Raw genomic sequence first — 18355 nt, 5'->3', positions numbered from 1 at the left:
TTAGTGGTAATTGGATATATTTTTAGCATGACACCTATTTATATCTTAGTGAGCAATCGTAGTACTCCTTAATATCATTTCTTTATTATTTTCAGAGGCTATTGTTATAATTTCAATTCCATTTTCTTTATAAGTGATGTTTGGAAATACATCTTTTGAATCATAACAAAATTCTATTTGTAATTGAAGAGGTAGTTTTGCATTATTATAACTTAGTATAGTGCCTTCCTCAATTTTTACAATTCCTCCGTTATTTTTTTTATTTGAGTTGATTTCAAATGTTCCTGTAATTACAATTTTTTTATCAGCGTCTATCACCTTTAATAATACTCTTTCATTTTTCTTACATACCATCTGTGGATTTCTAATATATGATATAGTACCAGAAGCTAATGGTTCTGTCAAATTACTTCCACTCGGATTGATTGTTATTGAAAAAGGACTAGACATATATTAAGAGTGATTAGTTCTTCCTACTCTATAACGGTTTTTCGGATTCCACCTTGTCGTGTTGAGAAATAAAAAATTGTAGTAAAACATCTCAACAATATTTCTTTAAAAGCATACTGCAATTACAACGTTTTTTTTGGTTTTAAAAAGATGGGAAAATGAAAAACAGTCAAAAAAATGGGTAGTTTTTTGGGTAGTATGTCGGTGTGTATGTGGTTGTTTTTCAGTTATTTAAATTTTATTTTTTTTAGGGTGGGTGTTGATATTGATGAAATAGTGTAAATAGTCTTTAAAAACAGCAGTGAAAAATGTTATCAGAATCTTTTTTTAAAAAATCTGAATTTTTATATTGAGGATAATAACATTTCTACCGGCACTATAGTTACACGTACTTACTCTACTTATGAAGTATTTTTCTATTTTACTACTATTTATTTTAGGCCTTCATTTTACTACATTAGCCAATAATATTACTTTTAATTTAAAAGGTGATTTGTCTTTTGATGCATTAGAATTATCTGATTGGAATGAATACACAACACCTGTATTTGTTGATAACGACTTTGAATCAATTTGGTTTAAAATTGATGTCAAAGATTCTATTTCTAACGCATTTGAAGTTTCTTTACCGAGTCTTTACATAAATAAAGTAACATTATTTTTAAGTGATGTGGGTGAGGGACAATCAGCCGTTGAACCATTTACGGTTAGAAGAAAAGATATTATTGGTGATTCTTTTTATATAAAAGTAAAAGTCACGAAGAGAAGTTTTGTTCCTATAACATTTGAATCTAGAGAAGAATATTTAGAAAATAGGACCACTAATCTTATCATTTACAGTATATATTATACTTTGACTTTCGCCATTTTATTGTTTACTCTCTACTCTTATTATCTACACAGAGATGATACATATCTAGTATACATTATTTTAATGCTTATTGTAAATCTTGCTAGAAGTGTTGCAGAAGGAATGGTAGCTCAATTTACAAACGATCGAATTTTTGATGTGTTATTAGATCAGTTTTCACATGTATTTGTAGCTTTTGTGGGATATTATTTTGTGGTTAGTTTCCTGCATATTGAAGGAAAAAGGCGTAAAAAATTAAAAAAAGTAGTATTCGCAAATTTAGCTGTTAGCGTTGTGTTATTATGTTTTTACTATTTTTTAAAGATAAGCTGGATTGCATTTGTTAGTGACTTCTTTGTTATTATATCCTTAATCATCATTCTTTATAATGCATTTTTAGATTATAATAAGTCGGTGTACGCAAAGTTTTTCTTATTTGCTTTTTCACCTTTAATGGTAGCAGCAATAGATGTTTATTTCTTAGAACCTCTAGGAGTTAAGCTAATACCTATGAATTATCTCGAGTATAGAGCAGGAATGACTTTTGAAATGGTTGTACTTACTTTTACTGTTTTTTACAGAGGACGATCATTAGTCATTGAAAATGAAGAAATGAAAGCTTCAATTAACACCATTACTAAAGATTTTGAGAAAAAGTCTAAGAAAAATAAACAGGATTGGAAGCTAAAAATTAGGAAAGAATATGGTCTAACAAAACAAGAGTTTGTTGTATTAGAACAAATATTACTGCAAAAGAAAAATCAAGAAATCGCAGATGAGTTGTTTGTCTCTTTAAATACAATAAAATACCACACTAAAAATATTTATAAAAAGCTTGAGATTAATTCTAAAAAGCAAGTTTTAGATAAGGTGAAAATGATCTCTGAGTCAGAATAAAAAAACACCCAATGGAAATGCTATCCATTGGGTGTTTTTGTTTGAATCAATTATTTAGAAAGTTCTTCATCTTTCATCAAATGATCTAAGAAAGGCTGCATACGTTTCACTTTTGTTGCTCCAACACACATTAAGTTGGCAGTAAAGACGTTTTTCTCATCAAATTTTGTCTTCAGCTGGCAAAGTTGATTGTACTGTTCTTCTGAATCGTAAAAATAAGACCAATATTTATCTAAGATAGGCTTTTCTCCTAATGGGAAAGATGGACCTAGAAGTACTCTTTGCTGTTTACCATCTTTAAATAAATTTATGGTATTGTTAATTACCATATGAGCAATACCATCGATATATTGTTGCGTATTTTCTGTACAACCTTCAATCTCTGGATTAAAAAAGACATCGTAATCAAACCAAAAGTTAGATGCTCTGTGAGAAAGTGAATTATAACTAACCTGTCCTCCTCCAGAACTCTGAGGGTTTACTAATCCGGGACCTCCAATTACACCAAATTGAACAGCCATATACATACCATGATAAGTATCAGGAGATGAAACAACACTGTGAATCTCATTGGCAAGCCATGTAGAGAAACGTAAATTATCTTTGGATACTCCTTTCATTATGGGTAAAGTAGATAATTGATTATTCACTTTACTCATTGCTCTAGAATTACCCATATAGCTTAACTTTTTGTAAGAAAGACTATATTCTCTAGGGTTATCCCAACTTAAGTTATTTAATACTTGAGAGATTGGAATGTATTTTTCTCCATACATTATATCATCAAGTTCTAAGCTTTTATGAAAAGCATCTAATTCAGCTGCTTTTTCTTTATTTCCTAGAATTTTTTCTTCAAACCATTCTGCTATATTGAATATACCTTTGACTATAGATTTGATGATAGGAAAATCTTTAGGAGGAATACAGCCAGGTACTTTTAAGAATTTATCTCTTACCTCCTCAAATTGCTTGAGTTGTTCTTCGTAATTCTCGTTACCTGTTGGATTTAAGAAAGCGCCATATACAGCAATCATTCCGTGTCCTAAACCCACATAGTTAAACTTATCTTCCCCTGCTAACTCTGGATATTGCTTTAGCATTTCATCATCAAGAGTCATACCTCCTTTCGATTTAAGAGGTGCACTTGGATGACGATGAGGGTAGAAATACTCAGGACCTACAACTACTGCACTAATCGAAGCATAGGCAGATAATTCAGGATTATCAGAGACTTCACACACAATTTGTGAAATAGCTTCAACGGCTTCTTTGGAATAAGGCCATGCTAATTTGAGGCCTCTAGTATGAGGGTAATCAGCATCTTTAAGACATTTAATTGTTAAATGAGTAAGGATACCAAAGTTACCCGGGCTACCACCTAAAACAGCCCAGAATAATTCATCATTTTCCTGTTGTGGAATACCTTTTTCTTTATCATCAATCCATAAATCGGGTCTTCTGATCGTTTTTGTTCCATCAGGATATTTACTACAGATAAATTCAAATTCTACGACATGATCTATCATAGCACCGAAGATAGGAGTAATAGGAGACATACCACCTGTATTACTATGTCCTCCAATATGAACAGTTGCACATTCACCTCTTGGGAAGAATAAACCATTTTGAATTAATAATTCAGAAATATCGCCTAAGGCTACTCCACAACCAATGGTAATGTATTTATCTCCATTATTATCTTCAATAGATACTTTTTTGTAGAGGTAATTTTCTTTTTGAGATGATTCTCTGCCGGATAAATCAATTTGAATGTTGTTAAAAGCAGTTGATGAAGCGGCGTTGTATTGATGTCCTCCTGAACGTACTGCAATGCCAATATCATTAGCAACAGCATATTCCATAGCTAAAAAGATATCATTGTCATTTTCAACATAAATGATGTATGCAGGATTACATTCGTTTTCTGGGTCTTGAATAGAGGTGTAAGCATATTGATATGCACTAGCTACCCATTCAGTCAATGTACCTGTAAGTGGTTGACGTTGCATTACTTTCCCCGAAAATTTACTAGGGTCAAGTAGCATGGTTGTTTTGGTATTAGTCATGTTCTAAATCTTTAATAGATTAAAAAAGTTGAGAAATAGAATAAAAATTAATGCTTAAGATTTTTAAAAAGTAGTTGAATCAAATCTTAGAGTGATAAAAATATTAATAATTTGCTGATTTACAATAATCAAAAGCTTTTAGTGATACGATTTTTTTTTAGATAAGTAAAGGTAGATAGTAATTAAGTTATTGTTAAGTAATTTAAATGAATCGAACGATTGATTAATTTTTGCGTTTTGTAAATTATATCAATATGAAAACATCATGACAAAGACACTTATAAATATTATATGTATTGCCCTATTTGGTTTTTTATTTTCATGTAATAAAAAATCAAATATTCAACCTACAAATCTCCCTGTTATTTCAATTTCGAGTGGAAATGAAGTCAATTTTGGTGAAGGAAAGGCAGATAAAGATATTACAATTGAGTTTAAAGCAGATGGATTAATTGAACATGCCGTAGTGACATTCCCTATGCAAGGACTGGGTATAAGTGTTGAGCTATCAAAGGTACCTGAAACACCAGAAGCCAAAGAAGCACAAAAGGTTTTGTTAGATGGCGAACTTCCCGAAAAGGTAAAAGGAGCTACTAAAGCCTTTGCATTCTTAAAAAAAGGAGTGATTAATGATTTGAAAAGAGGAGAACAGTTATTCACTTTTGAATTGATCGACAGGAATGGTAATCATGTTTGGCAAGATTTGATTATTAACGTTTACTAGAATTATTCCTTCAAAAAACTCTTCAAACTTTAAATATCAATACTATGAAAAATAGATCTCTATTCGCCGTTTTATCTCTTATTATCATCTCTTTGTTATCTTCTTGTGGTGGTAAAAATATTGAAGATATTATTCCGAAATCAACATCATTTCATTTTTCAAGAGGAACTGAAGTATATATCACCGAAGGAGAATTATCAGATAGTATTACAACAGAGATTTATGTGCCAGGTAAAATTGTCACAATGGATGTTACATCGCCAGTTAAAAATGATTTTGTACACATCAATTTAGCAGAGCCTACAAAGTCATTTTTTGAAGAGAAAATTCATGAAAGTTTTTTAGGGAAACATATAACATACAGAAATGTATTAGGAGCACAAGATATTAAACTATATCTAGTTCCAGATGTGATTAATGATTTAAAACCTGGGAAATATACCATCACTTTTGCTGTGTTGGATGAGAAAGAAGAATACAAACAAAAAGATATGAATATTACTATTGTAGCGAAAAAGAAAAAGTAATTATATTCTAATAAAAAAAGAGTCATTTCTATCCATTAGAAATGACTCTTTTTTTGTCTTTAATTTCAATTATCTAAACCAGTTAGAACCTACTGTTAGGTACCAAGCCCAAACTTCAGGACCTCTTGCAACATCTATTCCGGCATGAAGACCATATTGTTTGGCTATAAAATATCTAAAGCCGCCACCTACAGCATAATTTCCTTTACTAACATCAAATTCATCAATTTTAGGGGCTGTAAAACCAGCACCTGCAAATCCAACTACACTCCATCTTTTTACAAACTGCCACCTCCATTCTGTTTCTAATGTTAAGGCATGATGATCTTGATATCTTAATGCTTGAATACCTCTAAGACTGATAAAAGGTAGCTCATAAAAAGGAACACTATCACCCCATTTTGCGGCATAATTAAGTCGATAGCCAGAAAATAATTTTTCTTTTATAATCGGTTGATAAAAATAAGTTCGATGATTAAAATTCCAATAATTATTATCTCCACCAAGGGCTTTGTCAAATACTCCAAATTCAGTAGCAGACATAATTCCTTTTGTTGGAGTGAATGTATTATTACGAGAGTCCCACATGGCAACTACGTTCATACCACCTAATTTATTGTCATTTTCTAAAGAACCAATTTCTGGAATTTTAGTATCAAAAGTGACTTCGTTATTAAAGTAGACATAATTTAAACCTGTAAATAATGGCACCTTGGCTACGGGTCTAAACAATAGTTCATGGAAAGTCAGAAAGCCTTTCATATTAAACTCATATTTACCAGCTTCAAGACCACTTCCTCCATAAAATGTAAGGTTAGGGCTTACATAACCAACGGCGCCTGTATATCGAAGCCTATCATTTAAATAGGATCCTTGGTGAGCAAGCATTGCTAACCATGTTCCATTTTCTGTCATTGCACCGGCAACAGCTGTTAAAACAGGAGGGAGGTTTTTACTATTTTCTAAATGTGAAGTAGAATCTACAACCACTCTTTTCTTTTGTTGCCCATGAAAGAAAACACCAACTAATCCTCCACCGTAACCAACGGCTGGCTCAGTAATTAAAATAGGAACCGGTAGAAAACCAAAACCTTCATTTAAGAAACCACTAACATCAATTGCATGATCTGTAGAGTCTACAAAATATTTATTGAATTTACTTTGTGCCTGCAAGAGATGATTTGAAAAAAGAAGACAGAATATTAGAAGTAATTGTTTGTATAGATTTTTCATAGGAACAGATTATATAGATAAACAAAGATACATTCTTAATAGGGAAAATAAGATGAAAATTCTCTATCTATTTTATTTTTATGGAGATTGAGCTAGAAAATATATAAATAAAAAAAAGCCCATATATAATATATGAACTTTATATCGAGTATCAATATTTAAATATTAATACCGAAAGAGAAGTGACTATAAATAGGAGGTTATTTTTTACCTCTTATTTGATGATTTTGTTGAGTATATATCTCATAAGAAAGACTCATTGCTTTAACACTTAAAGAAACAATTTTGATACAGTTAGAAAATACCGATTTCATAATATTCACAGATTTAGTTAAAAATAGATTATTGCATTTATATACGATCAATTTATTCAATCGTTCGATTCGTTAACAATATTTTATTTATTTTTTGATGTTTCGAGTTTTTATCTCAGCTTTATACTTATATACCAAACCATAAAATGTCACCATATTAACTAATATGAAAACATCTAGACTGTATCTTACATTGTTCGCAGAAAGTGATTTAGATGAGGCAATAGCCTTATTTAATGAGCCTGATGTAATGAAATATATTTTCCCTTTGATTGATAAGACTGACGAAATGAGAAGGGTAACTTTAAAAGTGAAAATAGAAGAAATAAAATCTGATATAGGTTATTTTTGGACGGTCAGGAATTATAATCATGAACTGATGGGGATTGTAAACCTTAATCCTATTCCAGAAAAAGAAGACATTCAAATAGGATGGATTTTTAGCCCAAGGTTTGCAGGGAAGGGTTTTGCACTAGAAGCAGCTCAACTGATATTTGATTTTGGTGTCAAGGAAAAGAAGATTTCTCCTATTTATGCTATCATTGAAGACGGCAATGAAAAGTCTATCCGATTAGCTCAAAAATTAGGGATGACTCTATTTGAGAAGTATTATCAAGAAGGTATTCTGATCAATAAGTATATTTATAAAGCATAAAAAATAAGGTGATGTAAATGTATACATCACCTTATTTTGTATCTATTCTAAAAAGAAAATGCTTTAATTTTTCTTCTTTTTACCTTTCCCTAATTTGATGCTATAATCATCAACATTTCCTTCAATTCTAACAGCTACATACTTGCCGCCATCGTCTTTTTGGATTTCATCTTCTTCGTCATCTTTTTTCTTTTTCCCTCCAGTTAGAGTATTCCATGCTACAGAACGAACAAGCTTGAAAGGTACTTCTACCATATACTTCATATTCATATCTAAATGTTGCTCACCCGAAATATATAGTTGTCCTATCGTAGAAGCAATGTCCATTCTAGGAATGTAGAATACACCATCTTTAACCGTAAAGTTATTTTCGATTTTATCGAATCTGATATTACTCATGTCTTTGTTACCAAAATAACGAGCCATGGCTTCTAATGGTCCAAAATTAACTACACGACCATCTTCTAAAGTCATTTTAATATCAGCTGTTGTATGTGCAATATCAATACTTAAGTCTTCATTAATATGTGATTTCATTTTTAGATTAGCATTAAGAATACCATCAAAATTTTCTGCCACATTCATTTTGTCCCCTTCGTATTCTACTTCAAAATGAATTTTTGATAGATCTACATTGGTCATTTTAGCATCAGCTTCTAAAATCACATTTTTAGGGTCCTGAGTATTTGCTTCTCCACTCATTGTCATTTTACCAATATCACCAAGTTGTACTGATACACCATTTAAAATGACTTTCTGATCTGTAGTAGTTGATACTTTTCCATCGAAGTTTTTGATGTTCATTTCCATCAATTTCATGGTGTTTACCTTAATGTCTAACTCCAGTTCAGGATATTGTATCGCAAATAAATCAACAGCTTCTTCTTCTTGAATTTCTTGAGATCTAGAAGCAGAAGATTGTTCATAGGTTTCTTCAGGTAAGGTAAGTTTGAGCAACTCGTTGAAGTTAATCATCTTAGCATCTACTTGGAAGGCACCTTTAAAGTCTTTTCGAGTACTATCTAATACGTTGGTTAATTGAGCATTAAAAGTTAAATCACTTTGTCCAATTTTACCTTTGAAATCATTGAGGTAAATATCGTTGTCCTTTTTAACTACCTCAAAACGGAAATCTCTAAATAGGAGAGGAGTAATACTTAATCTCCATTTTAGACCCTTCATCCATACTTTAAAATCTGGAACTTTTTTATCTGAGAATAATTCTTGGTTGACCACCTCTGCACCTCCTTGAATCTGGAAGTTGTTCATTTTTTCGTTTTTGAACGTTTTTGGAACAAGTAAGGAATCACCGTAAGTAAAGAAGTCTACGACTCTCATAGAGTTTGATCGAATATCAAATCCAGCTTTTATGGTGACACTTGAGTCTTTATGAATAATTCCATCATAATTTTCAAATCCTCCTCTAAAGTAGAAATCAGATTTTCCTATGTTACCTTTCAGATGATCAATTCCTAATGCTGAAGGAGTAATTCCCAATAAGCCAGATACATTATGAATAGATTGAAACTTATCAAATGATGTTTGTAGGTTATTGATTTTTAATTTTCCGTAAGGGATTATCTTGTAGTCATTAAGACTTTTAGAATCTGTTTCTAGTGTGAAATCAATATCAATATCATGTAAATTATCTGCTAAATCAACCGATAAAGAATCGGTGTATTGCAATAATTCTTTCATCAAGAAATGTTTAGATTGTAATTTAACATCGGCCTTAATTGGTGTTTGCATTCCTAATGCATAGAAAATGATATTATCAATATTACCGTTAAATTTAAAATCACTGCCATCTATTTTACCCATAAAATCTTTTATGCCCACATGGTTTTCCCATATGTATAAAGTTGCATTAACATCCCTAGGAGCTAGACCTGTAGGAATATGTCTTACATAAGCATCACTTAATTTTAAATAGATTTTTTGCGAATTTTTTCCTGATTCTATGAAAGCCTTTTTCTTTACATCAATGTCATATTTTACATCTGCCTTGAATTTTAGATTTCCTCCTAGGCTATCAAATGGAATATCTGTAAGAAGATCATCAAAATTATCGAGAGATAAATCGGCTTCCCATTTAAGATTTAAATGTGGTTTTTCTATACCATTTGTAATTGATAAATCACCTTTGGTAAATCCATTAGTGGTTTCAATATTAAATTTATTTAGATGAAACTCAAGCTGTGATAAATCTGAAGAATCACCAGTATTTAATGAAGCAGCGAAACTGAAATCATTTATTGCATAAGGCGTTTTTAAGCTTTTTAGTGTAAACTTATCTAAGCTAACATTAGCCACTACTTTTGGTAGAGTAGCTTTTGATTTACCTGTAATCTTTGCATCAAAATTTAACCCACCCAACGTACTTGAGTAATCGGATTTCATCTTTTCAACATCCATCTTACCGTTGGCCAATAAATTAATAATGTTAAGGTCTTTTTGTGAGGCCGTAACATTTAAATCTAAAGTCAGGTCATTAGGAATGTCAATTGTACCGTTTAGAGCAAAAACAGCCCCTTCTAGATCAAAATCACACTTTTTGATATCAATGATTTTCTTCACTCTATCAAAAGTAAGATTGGTTTTCATCTCTAGGTGCTTGTTAGGCCAAAGTATTCTTTCCTTATCCTTAATACCTAAAAGCTCTACATTTACTTTTAGTTTATTAGAAATGATGTTCTCATTATAAGTTAGAGATGTTTTGATGTTATTGACTTGTACACCAATCCCCTTGTCAGTCATCTCATTATAGGCAATCACCTTGATATTCTTTAATGAGAATTTATCCAATTGAACAGCAAATGCAGGAGGCTTACTTTGTGTAGTATCTTGTGTAGTTTCTACAGCGGTCGTATCGGTTAAATCTAGACCTAAAGCATTGGTTAAGTTAAACGTGCTGTCTTTATATGCATACAGGTTTACTTCTCCATCATGAAGTTTAATAGCACCTATTTGAACATTTCCGGAAATTGCGGCCATTACATCTACAGAAACAAAAAACTTGTTTAATGCAGCAATTGGACGGGCATTTTCTTTCCTTAGTTCAGGCTTTTTCTCATAATAGGCAATGCTATCTAATTGTAAAGTGAAATGGGGGAAATCTTCAAAAGGAGCAATACCAATTTGTCCAATTTTTAATTCGCCATTTTGTTCTTGATTGACTACTTCGATTACTTTTTCCTTAATAGTTTGTCTATTTAGATAGAAAAGTAATACAGCAATAACGAGTAAACCGAATATTCCTAGAAAGATATATCCAGTGAACTTTAATATCTTTTTTCCGATGTTTCTATTTTCCACAGTTTTGGTTTTTGAGGCTACAGAATTTAGTATAATTTGTAAACACTACTATACTACGTTATTAATGGGTAATAGTAAATGAAATTCTTTATTTTTTCTGATTTTTTAAGTCAGATAATATTTATTTTATAATACGTTATTTATTTTGATAAGCAAAATAATCTCAATTTAGAATCTATTGATCATTTTAGAAAGTGACTTACGTTGTTCTAAACCAATTTTCTTCCTTATTCTATATCTCGCTGTTTCTACTGTTCTGATACTGATATTCATAAGCGTACCAATTTCTTGATTATCTAGATCCATACGTAAATACGCACAAATTCTCAATTCTCTTTTACTAAGATCAGGATACTCATGTTTAAAGCGTTCTAAGAAATTGTTATGAGATTTATTGAACTCATGCTCAAACTCATCCCAATAAGAATGATTTTCACTTTCCTTATCAATTTCTCTCACCAAGTTCTTAATTTTTCTTTTTTCTGTACTACCAAAGTTCACCGACATTTGTTCTAGTTTGGCTTTAATTTGCTGCAAACTTTGGTTTTTATGAAGATGAGAAATAGTAATATTAGTGAGCTCGCTCTTTGTCTCATCAAGTTCTTTTTCTAAAGTATTGTTTTGTATTTTTATTTGCTCTCTATCGGCTTGAATTCTTTCAAGGGCAAACTTCTTTTTAACGTTCATCATTCTTACTCTATGTAAAAGATAGAAGAGTAATAAACATATGAGGATAGCAAAAAGTCTAAACCAATTAGAATACCAAAATGGTCCTTTGATAATCACATCAATCGAGGCTCCTTCTTTGTTCCAAATGCCATGATTGTTAGAGGCCATGACCTTAAAAGTATATTTTCCGGGATCTAAGTTGGTATAAGAAGCCAATCGGCGATCGCCCACAAAGTTCCAATTTTTATCAAATCCCTCTAGTTGGTAGGCATATTGATTTCGATCTGTTTCTGTAAAGTTAATCGCACAGTATTTAAAGTTAAAAACTGATTGCCAGTAATCTAGGGTTATGGTTTTCGTTTCAATTACAGATTTTGATAAAACAGAAGTGGAGTCGTTGGGAAGTTGAGGTTCATTGAATATATCAAATCCAGTGATAAAAACTGGAGGTCTTTGGCTGTTTTCTTCTAGAAAAATAGGATTACATAATGTGATTCCTTCTGTTCCTCCTACTAATATTTCGCCTTTTTCATTTTTTGCCGCAGAATTATAATTGAAAGAATTGTTAGGAATATGAAAGCTCACAATCTTTTCATCAGACAATCTAAGCTTGGAAATGTATTGCTTAGAAATGATGATCAAATTGCCCAAATTATCCGATATAATATTGAGTAAGGGTAGTTGTGCAATACCATCAGTTTCATCTAAAGTTTTAAACTCTTTACTTTCTGGTAAATATTTAACTAAACCAGAAGCAGTAGCCATCCACATATGTTTAAGTTTATCTTCATAAACACTTTTGACATAGCTTATATTATGGTTTTCTTTGATCAGAGGTTTTAGTAATTCATAATTCCATTGGTCTTTATCTCTTTCGTAGATCACAACACCTCCATCTGTACTAAACCAAATATTACTTTTAGAGTCTTCATAAATATGATACACTAGATGTTGGGCAGCCGTAATGTATTCTAATTCTAAGGTCTTACATTCTTTTGAAACAGGATCATATTGACCAATGCCACCACCTAAAGTACCTAACCATGTAATACCTTTTGAGTCGGTAAGAATAGACCAAATATGGTTACTCGGTAATCCTTTATCTTTAATATTTCTCTTGATATGTTTATAGTCTCGATTACCTTTCTGATAAATTCTTAAACCTTCGCTGTAGGTTCCTACAATGAGATTACCAAACTTATCTTCATCAATACATTTTACCACATCATATACATCTTTGTTGGTTACTTTACCATCTATATCATAATGTTCAAACTGATGGTCTTGGATCATTTTATGTAAACCTCCCCAATCAGATCCAACCCATAAATTCTTTTGCGAATCGTTATAAATAGACAGTACAGGTTTATTTGGGATACTCGAACTAGAACAAGGGTCGTTAGTAATTTGACTGAAGAAGTTTTTTCTAGGGTCATATTTATCGACACCCTGAAGGTAACATCCTAGCCATACATTTTCTTGTTTGTCTTTGTAAAGAGACCATATCACATTAGATGAAATGGATTGAGGATCTACTTTAGAGTTACTGATGTTTTCAAAAGTTTTTGTATTAACATCAAAGATATCTAAACCAGCACCATCGTTGGCTAACCATAGTTTATTATCAACTTGTATAATATCTCTTATGTTGTTACTACTGGGGCCGTTATTTTCCTCGATAAAAGTATTGTACTTCCCAGAAAGTAAGTTGTATTCGGCTAATCCACCACCATTACTACAAACATAAAGTAGAGTGTCATTAAAAATCCATAGATTTTTCTTTTCATTATCTTCTAGTGCTTCAAGTGCTAAATCGGTATATTCTATTTCAGAAAACTCTTTTGTATTTTTATTATACATACTTAGTTTTCTATTGTTGGTTGCCAACCAAATACGATTCCATTTATCTTCTACAATATCATAGACAGATGACCCATTGATACCTTGACCATTATTTATATATTTTATGGATGAAGTTCTATCTTTCTGAACCACTGATACACCATCTTCAGTACCAATCCAAAGGTTTTGTTCTGTATCTTCAAAAAGGCAATTGACTGTTCCGTTAGAGATTAAAGAGGTTGTACTTTCATTAGGCTGATAGTGTTGGAAAGTTTCTAGTGTTGGATCAAAACAACTAACTCCTTTATTATTATAACCCACCCAAATAAAACCTTCTTTATCTTGAATTAAAGAAGAAATCATATTATCATTTGGTCCTTTATTACTGCCTTTATCATAGACATATTTTTTGATCTGATACCCGTCAAAACGGTTCAATCCTTTGAATGTACCAAACCACATAAAACCATTAGCATCTTGTAAAATACTACCAACTGTTGCATCAGATAACCCGTCTTCAATTTTTAAATGATCAAATTGCTTATGGTAATTTTGAGCAGAGCAGTGAATAGTTGTACAAAGAAAAATAAGTAAAAAAAATATTACGGACTGTTTCAAGAGTTTTAGTTTAATATCAGTTGAGTGTGCATTGTTTATCATATTTAATGTAATAATGTATATGATGAATTCCAAATCATGATTTTTTATTTCATTAGTAAGAATTCAAGAAATAGGTTAAAGTTAATAGCTAAGTGTCTATGTTCAAATATGAAATTTTAAAAACAAAGGAACATAAGCTCATCGATAACTTATGCTCCTCACTTGTCCTTTTGAAGTTGTTGTTAGTTGATTTTGTCTGTAATTGTAACCTTCATTCTTTTAGTAATATTATTCGATGCATTACCCACATAGATATAATATTCACCTTCTTCAAGGACCCAAGCTTTTTGATTAGTGTCGTAGTACTTTAAATCTTGAGCATTGATACTTAAAGTCAGTTCTTTTGTCTCCCCTTTATTTACACTTACTTTTTGAAATGATTTTAACTCTTTTAAAGCTCTTTCTACTTTAGATTTTGGCTTACCAACATAAACTTGAACTACTTCAGATCCTGTTGTTTCACCAATATTTGTAAGTGAACATGTCACTTTAATTTCTTCTTCTTTTTGGAAGGATTTCTTATTGATACTTATTGAATTGATATCAAATTTTGTGTAAGACAATCCATAACCAAAGGCATATTTAGGAGTTATCTTTTTTGTGTCATGCCAACGATATCCTACAAGAATACCCTCTTTGTAATTAACCGTAGTTCCATCTCCCGGATAAGATAATTGGTCGTAATGATGTGCCGGATTATCCTTTAATTTTACTGGGAAAGTAAAAGGTAGTTTACCTGATGGGTTAACATCTCCAGAAATAATATCAGATAGTGCATGTCCTGTTTCACTTCCTAAGTACCATCCCTGTAAAATACCTTTTACATTAGAAGACCATTCTGTTTCTACTGCATTGCCACTAATAATAACTACTCCTGTATTTTTATTTACCTTGCTTATTGCATCAATTAATTCTTCTTGATGATACGGTAGTTTATAAGACAATCGATCTCCACCTTCACAATCTTGTTGATGGTTTTTATTTAATCCTCCTATAAAAAGAACGATATCAGCTTGCTTAGCTAAATCAATAGCAGCTCTTTTTAGAGAGTCTTGATCAAGTGTTGTAGGAATGATTTGCTCATATACAGGAGGTCCTGCTGAGTAGCCTCTAGCATAAGTGATGTTTGCATTGGTGAACCTTTCTTGAAGACCTTGTAATGGAGAAACTTCAAATTCTGGTTTTAATTCTGATGAACCACCCCCTTTTGTCATCATTCTAGTAGCATTATCACCAATAACAGCAATATGTAAAGATGTATTAGGGTCTAGTGGGAAGAAATTATCTTCATTTTGAAGTAATACAATACCTTCTTGGCCAATTTTTCTAGCTACTTCATGATGTGATTTAGTGTTGATACTTCCGTACCCTCTTTCTTTATTCATAGAAGTGCGGTACATCAAACGTAGTACTCGTCTAACTTTGTCATCAAGAACTTCTTCTGGCACTTCTCCCTTTTTAAGTAATTCTTTAAAAGCACCTGCTAAATAATAATTTTCATAATGATCTTTTGCAGAATAGGTAAAACCGTTGGTACCTGTTCCCATTTCAATATCAAGACCATAAAGTGCAGCTTGTTTACTATCATGTGCAGCTCCCCAGTCAGTAATTAAAGCTCCATCAAATCCCCATTCTCCTTTTAAAATATCGTTTACAAGGTATTCGTTATGGGAGCAATACTGACCTCTAAATTGGTTATACGCACTCATAATAGACCAAACATTAGCTTCTTGAACTGCCGCTTTAAAAGCAGGCAAATAGATTTCTCTAAGTGCACGTTCAGGCATTTCAACATCCACACTCATTCTTTGGTGTTCTTGATTGTTAGCTACAAAGTGCTTTAAACAAGCGGCAACACCATTAGATTGTAAACCTTGTATATAAGGTACCACTAAAGTGGAAGAGAGAACAGGATCTTCTCCCATATATTCAAAGTTTCTACCGTTTAAAGGTGTTCTATAAATGTTTACACCAGGCCCTAAAAGGATATCTTTTTTACGGTAAAGGGCTTCTTCTCCCACTGCTTTCCCATAATCTTTTGCTATTTCAGGGTTAAATGATGCCGCTAAACAGGTGAGGGCAGGGAATGCAGTAATAGAATCGTTTGTCCATCCTGCATAGTCCCAGCTATCCCAACTAATTTCTGCTCTCACTCCATGTGGACCATCAGACATCCATATTTCAGGAATCCCTAAACGTCCAACTCCAGGAACAGAAAACTTAGATTGAGCGTGACATAAAGCCACTTTTTCCTCTAAAGTTAATTGATTGATAATGTGATTGATTTTCTCTTCAGTCTGTTTGTCTGTCTGTGCAAAACTACCCCCAGAAAAGAGGAAATAAACACCTAATATCAAAAAGTGTCTTAAGTGATTGAAAAATCGTATCATAATCTTAATGGTTAAATATCAACTTTTCTCTAAAGTCCGGCCTGCACATTTTGTACAGACCGGTAGAATAGAGTAAGAGTTGCTTTTTTTAGTAGCCAACGTTTTGAACAAGTGTTCCTAATTGATCCAATTCACTTTGTGGAATTGGCCAGAATCCTCTTTTTGAGGCATCAAAAGTGACTTCAAAATGATCAGGTACTCCCAATTCGCCTCTCATATCATCACCATTACTTTCTGTATATTTAGGATCATCTGCTGGCCCTTTATCAACGGTATAGTTTGTAATATCTAGTTCTTGTTTAGCGAAATCCACACCTCTACCTAATACATCAAAATAACGATGTCCTTCAAGTGCCAATTCAACTCTTCTTTCATCATAAATATCATCTATTGTTACACCACTTTTAGGTGATAATCCAGCTCTTGTACGAATCATATTTACATATTCATCTGCTTTACCTTGATTCCCCTCTTGTTTGTAAAGAATAGCTGCAGTAAGGTACATATCAGCTAATCTGATGTAAACATAGTTTTGAGGAAAGTTCATGGCCTCCCAAGTGGCAGGAGTAATAGATGCGTGTGTAGTATATTTAAACGAGAAGTATCCTGTCCAAGCATGATTCACTTCCAATAATCCTTTTGGATTACCTAACTCATGATCTGGGTTAATTCTCCAGGCATCATCTAAAAGTCTTTCTGCAGAAATTAGAGTAACATCTTTTCTTAAATCACCAGCTTCATAAGCTTGAATTAGCTCTTTTGATGGAATACCAAATCCCCATCCACCAGTTAAGAATTGCGAGTTGTCTTTATTTACTTTATAACCACGTGGTCCAGCCATCTGACATCCCATATTTCCTAACTTTTCTGTTTGCCATTGATCCCATCCTGTATCATCGTGTGGAATTTCGAATAGCGCTTCGTTTGTCCAATCTCCAGTTGCTCCCCAAAGAGTAGCATAGTTAGGTTCTAATATTCTTCCAGAATTCTGAAATAGATCTTCTAGTTGAGTAAGCATTTGAGCTCTCGTTACTGCCTGACCATCTTGAACAGGTAAGGTATCTTTTCCATAATAACCAGTATAGAAAACAAACATTTTAGCCATTTCTGACATTGCTCCCCATTTGTCTAAACGACCACTTCCTTTTTCCTGACTTGCCGGTAGTAACGCAATTGCTTGAAGCATATCCTTTGCGATATAGGCGTAAGTTTCTTCAGGTGAAGATTGTTTCACTCCTTCATCAGATAGCTCTAAATTTACGATAACAATGTTTTCAAAATGTCTCGCCAATTCATAGTAGAAGTGAGCTCTTAAGAAAATAGCTTCACCTAACATACCATCAGCCACCTCTTTTTGAGCAAAAACATCTGGATTGAAATTATTGATAAGTGTATTGGCACGTTGTATTGCTACATAGCACTTCATCCAAGCTTTTGTTGTTTGATTGTTGGCAGCAGTTAAGTTAAACTGCCCCATTTGTTGCCATTCGATCTGATCTGATCCACCGGCACCTCCACCTGCATAACTATCATCAGACATTAGATCTGATAACATATTTAAAGGTTGATAGGTCCACTCGTAATAATCTCTAGAGAGAATACCATATACACCTACAAGTGCTTTTTCATGATCTGCCTCAGTAGCGAAAAAGGCTTCTGTTGATACTTTATCTGTAGGTTGAACGTCTAAGAATTTCTCACCACAACCTATAAGTAATGTAGTGCAGAATGTGATTGCGATTACTATATTTTTATATTTCATG

Annotated in this window: 11 protein-coding genes; 4 read left to right on the top strand and 7 right to left on the bottom strand. The window is 32.4% G+C overall.

Features of this window, described 5'->3' with window-relative positions:
- Window positions 1-45 precede the first annotated feature (45 nt).
- Entirely contained in the window at window positions 46-450 is a 405-nt protein-coding gene (locus NH26_RS09630) for a hypothetical protein (protein ID WP_044221306.1), read from the bottom strand.
- Between the two features lie 403 nt (window positions 451-853).
- Between NH26_RS09630 and NH26_RS09625 the strand changes: the two genes are divergently transcribed.
- Window positions 854-2197, top strand: a complete 1344-nt coding sequence (locus NH26_RS09625; RefSeq protein ID WP_044221309.1) for a 7TM diverse intracellular signaling domain-containing protein — start codon at window positions 854-856, stop codon at window positions 2195-2197.
- 50 nt (window positions 2198-2247) lie between these two features.
- Here the strand turns inward: NH26_RS09625 and NH26_RS09620 are convergent, their stop codons facing one another.
- Complete coding sequence (locus NH26_RS09620) at window positions 2248-4263, bottom strand: FAD-binding oxidoreductase (RefSeq protein ID WP_044221310.1); 2016 nt, start codon at window positions 4261-4263, stop codon at window positions 2248-2250.
- 265 nt (window positions 4264-4528) lie between these two features.
- Between NH26_RS09620 and NH26_RS09615 the strand changes: the two genes are divergently transcribed.
- Window positions 4529-4987 (top strand): hypothetical protein, encoded by a 459-nt coding sequence (locus NH26_RS09615; protein ID WP_044221313.1) that lies wholly within the window; start codon window positions 4529-4531, stop codon window positions 4985-4987.
- 44 nt (window positions 4988-5031) lie between these two features.
- Complete coding sequence (locus NH26_RS09610; protein WP_044221314.1) at window positions 5032-5514, top strand: hypothetical protein; 483 nt, start codon at window positions 5032-5034, stop codon at window positions 5512-5514.
- Between the two features lie 69 nt (window positions 5515-5583).
- Here NH26_RS09610 and NH26_RS09605 read toward each other — a convergent pair whose 3' ends face one another.
- Window positions 5584-6747 carry a BamA/TamA family outer membrane protein gene (locus NH26_RS09605; RefSeq protein WP_139262966.1) on the bottom strand — a complete coding sequence of 388 codons (1164 nt, stop codon included), beginning with the start codon at window positions 6745-6747 and terminating at the stop codon, window positions 5584-5586.
- A 480-nt stretch (window positions 6748-7227) separates the two neighbouring features.
- On the opposite strand from NH26_RS09605, the gene NH26_RS09600 reads away from it, so the two are divergent.
- Entirely contained in the window at window positions 7228-7716 is a 489-nt protein-coding gene (locus NH26_RS09600; protein ID WP_044221318.1) for a GNAT family N-acetyltransferase, read from the top strand.
- A 63-nt stretch (window positions 7717-7779) separates the two neighbouring features.
- Here NH26_RS09600 and NH26_RS09595 read toward each other — a convergent pair whose 3' ends face one another.
- From NH26_RS09595 to NH26_RS09580, 4 genes are all read right to left on the bottom strand, one after another.
- Entirely contained in the window at window positions 7780-11031 is a 3252-nt protein-coding gene (locus NH26_RS09595; RefSeq protein ID WP_044221320.1) for an AsmA family protein, read from the bottom strand.
- 168 nt (window positions 11032-11199) lie between these two features.
- Window positions 11200-14160, bottom strand: coding sequence for a two-component regulator propeller domain-containing protein (locus NH26_RS09590; protein ID WP_158021913.1), 2961 nt, complete (start codon window positions 14158-14160; stop codon window positions 11200-11202).
- Between the two features lie 224 nt (window positions 14161-14384).
- Window positions 14385-16592 carry a glycoside hydrolase family 3 C-terminal domain-containing protein gene (locus NH26_RS09585; protein ID WP_052431914.1) on the bottom strand — a complete coding sequence of 736 codons (2208 nt, stop codon included), beginning with the start codon at window positions 16590-16592 and terminating at the stop codon, window positions 14385-14387.
- A gap of 88 nt (window positions 16593-16680) precedes the next feature.
- Complete coding sequence (locus tag NH26_RS09580) at window positions 16681-18354, bottom strand: RagB/SusD family nutrient uptake outer membrane protein (protein ID WP_044221324.1); 1674 nt, start codon at window positions 18352-18354, stop codon at window positions 16681-16683.
- Window position 18355: the final 1 nt, after the last annotated feature.

It is taken from the genome of Flammeovirga pacifica, assembly GCF_000807855.2.
In the GTDB taxonomy this organism is placed as follows: Bacteria; Bacteroidota; Bacteroidia; order Cytophagales; family Flammeovirgaceae; genus Flammeovirga; species Flammeovirga pacifica.
Note: the sequence above shows the minus strand (reverse complement) of the source record. Positions and strands in the feature narration are given on the sequence as shown.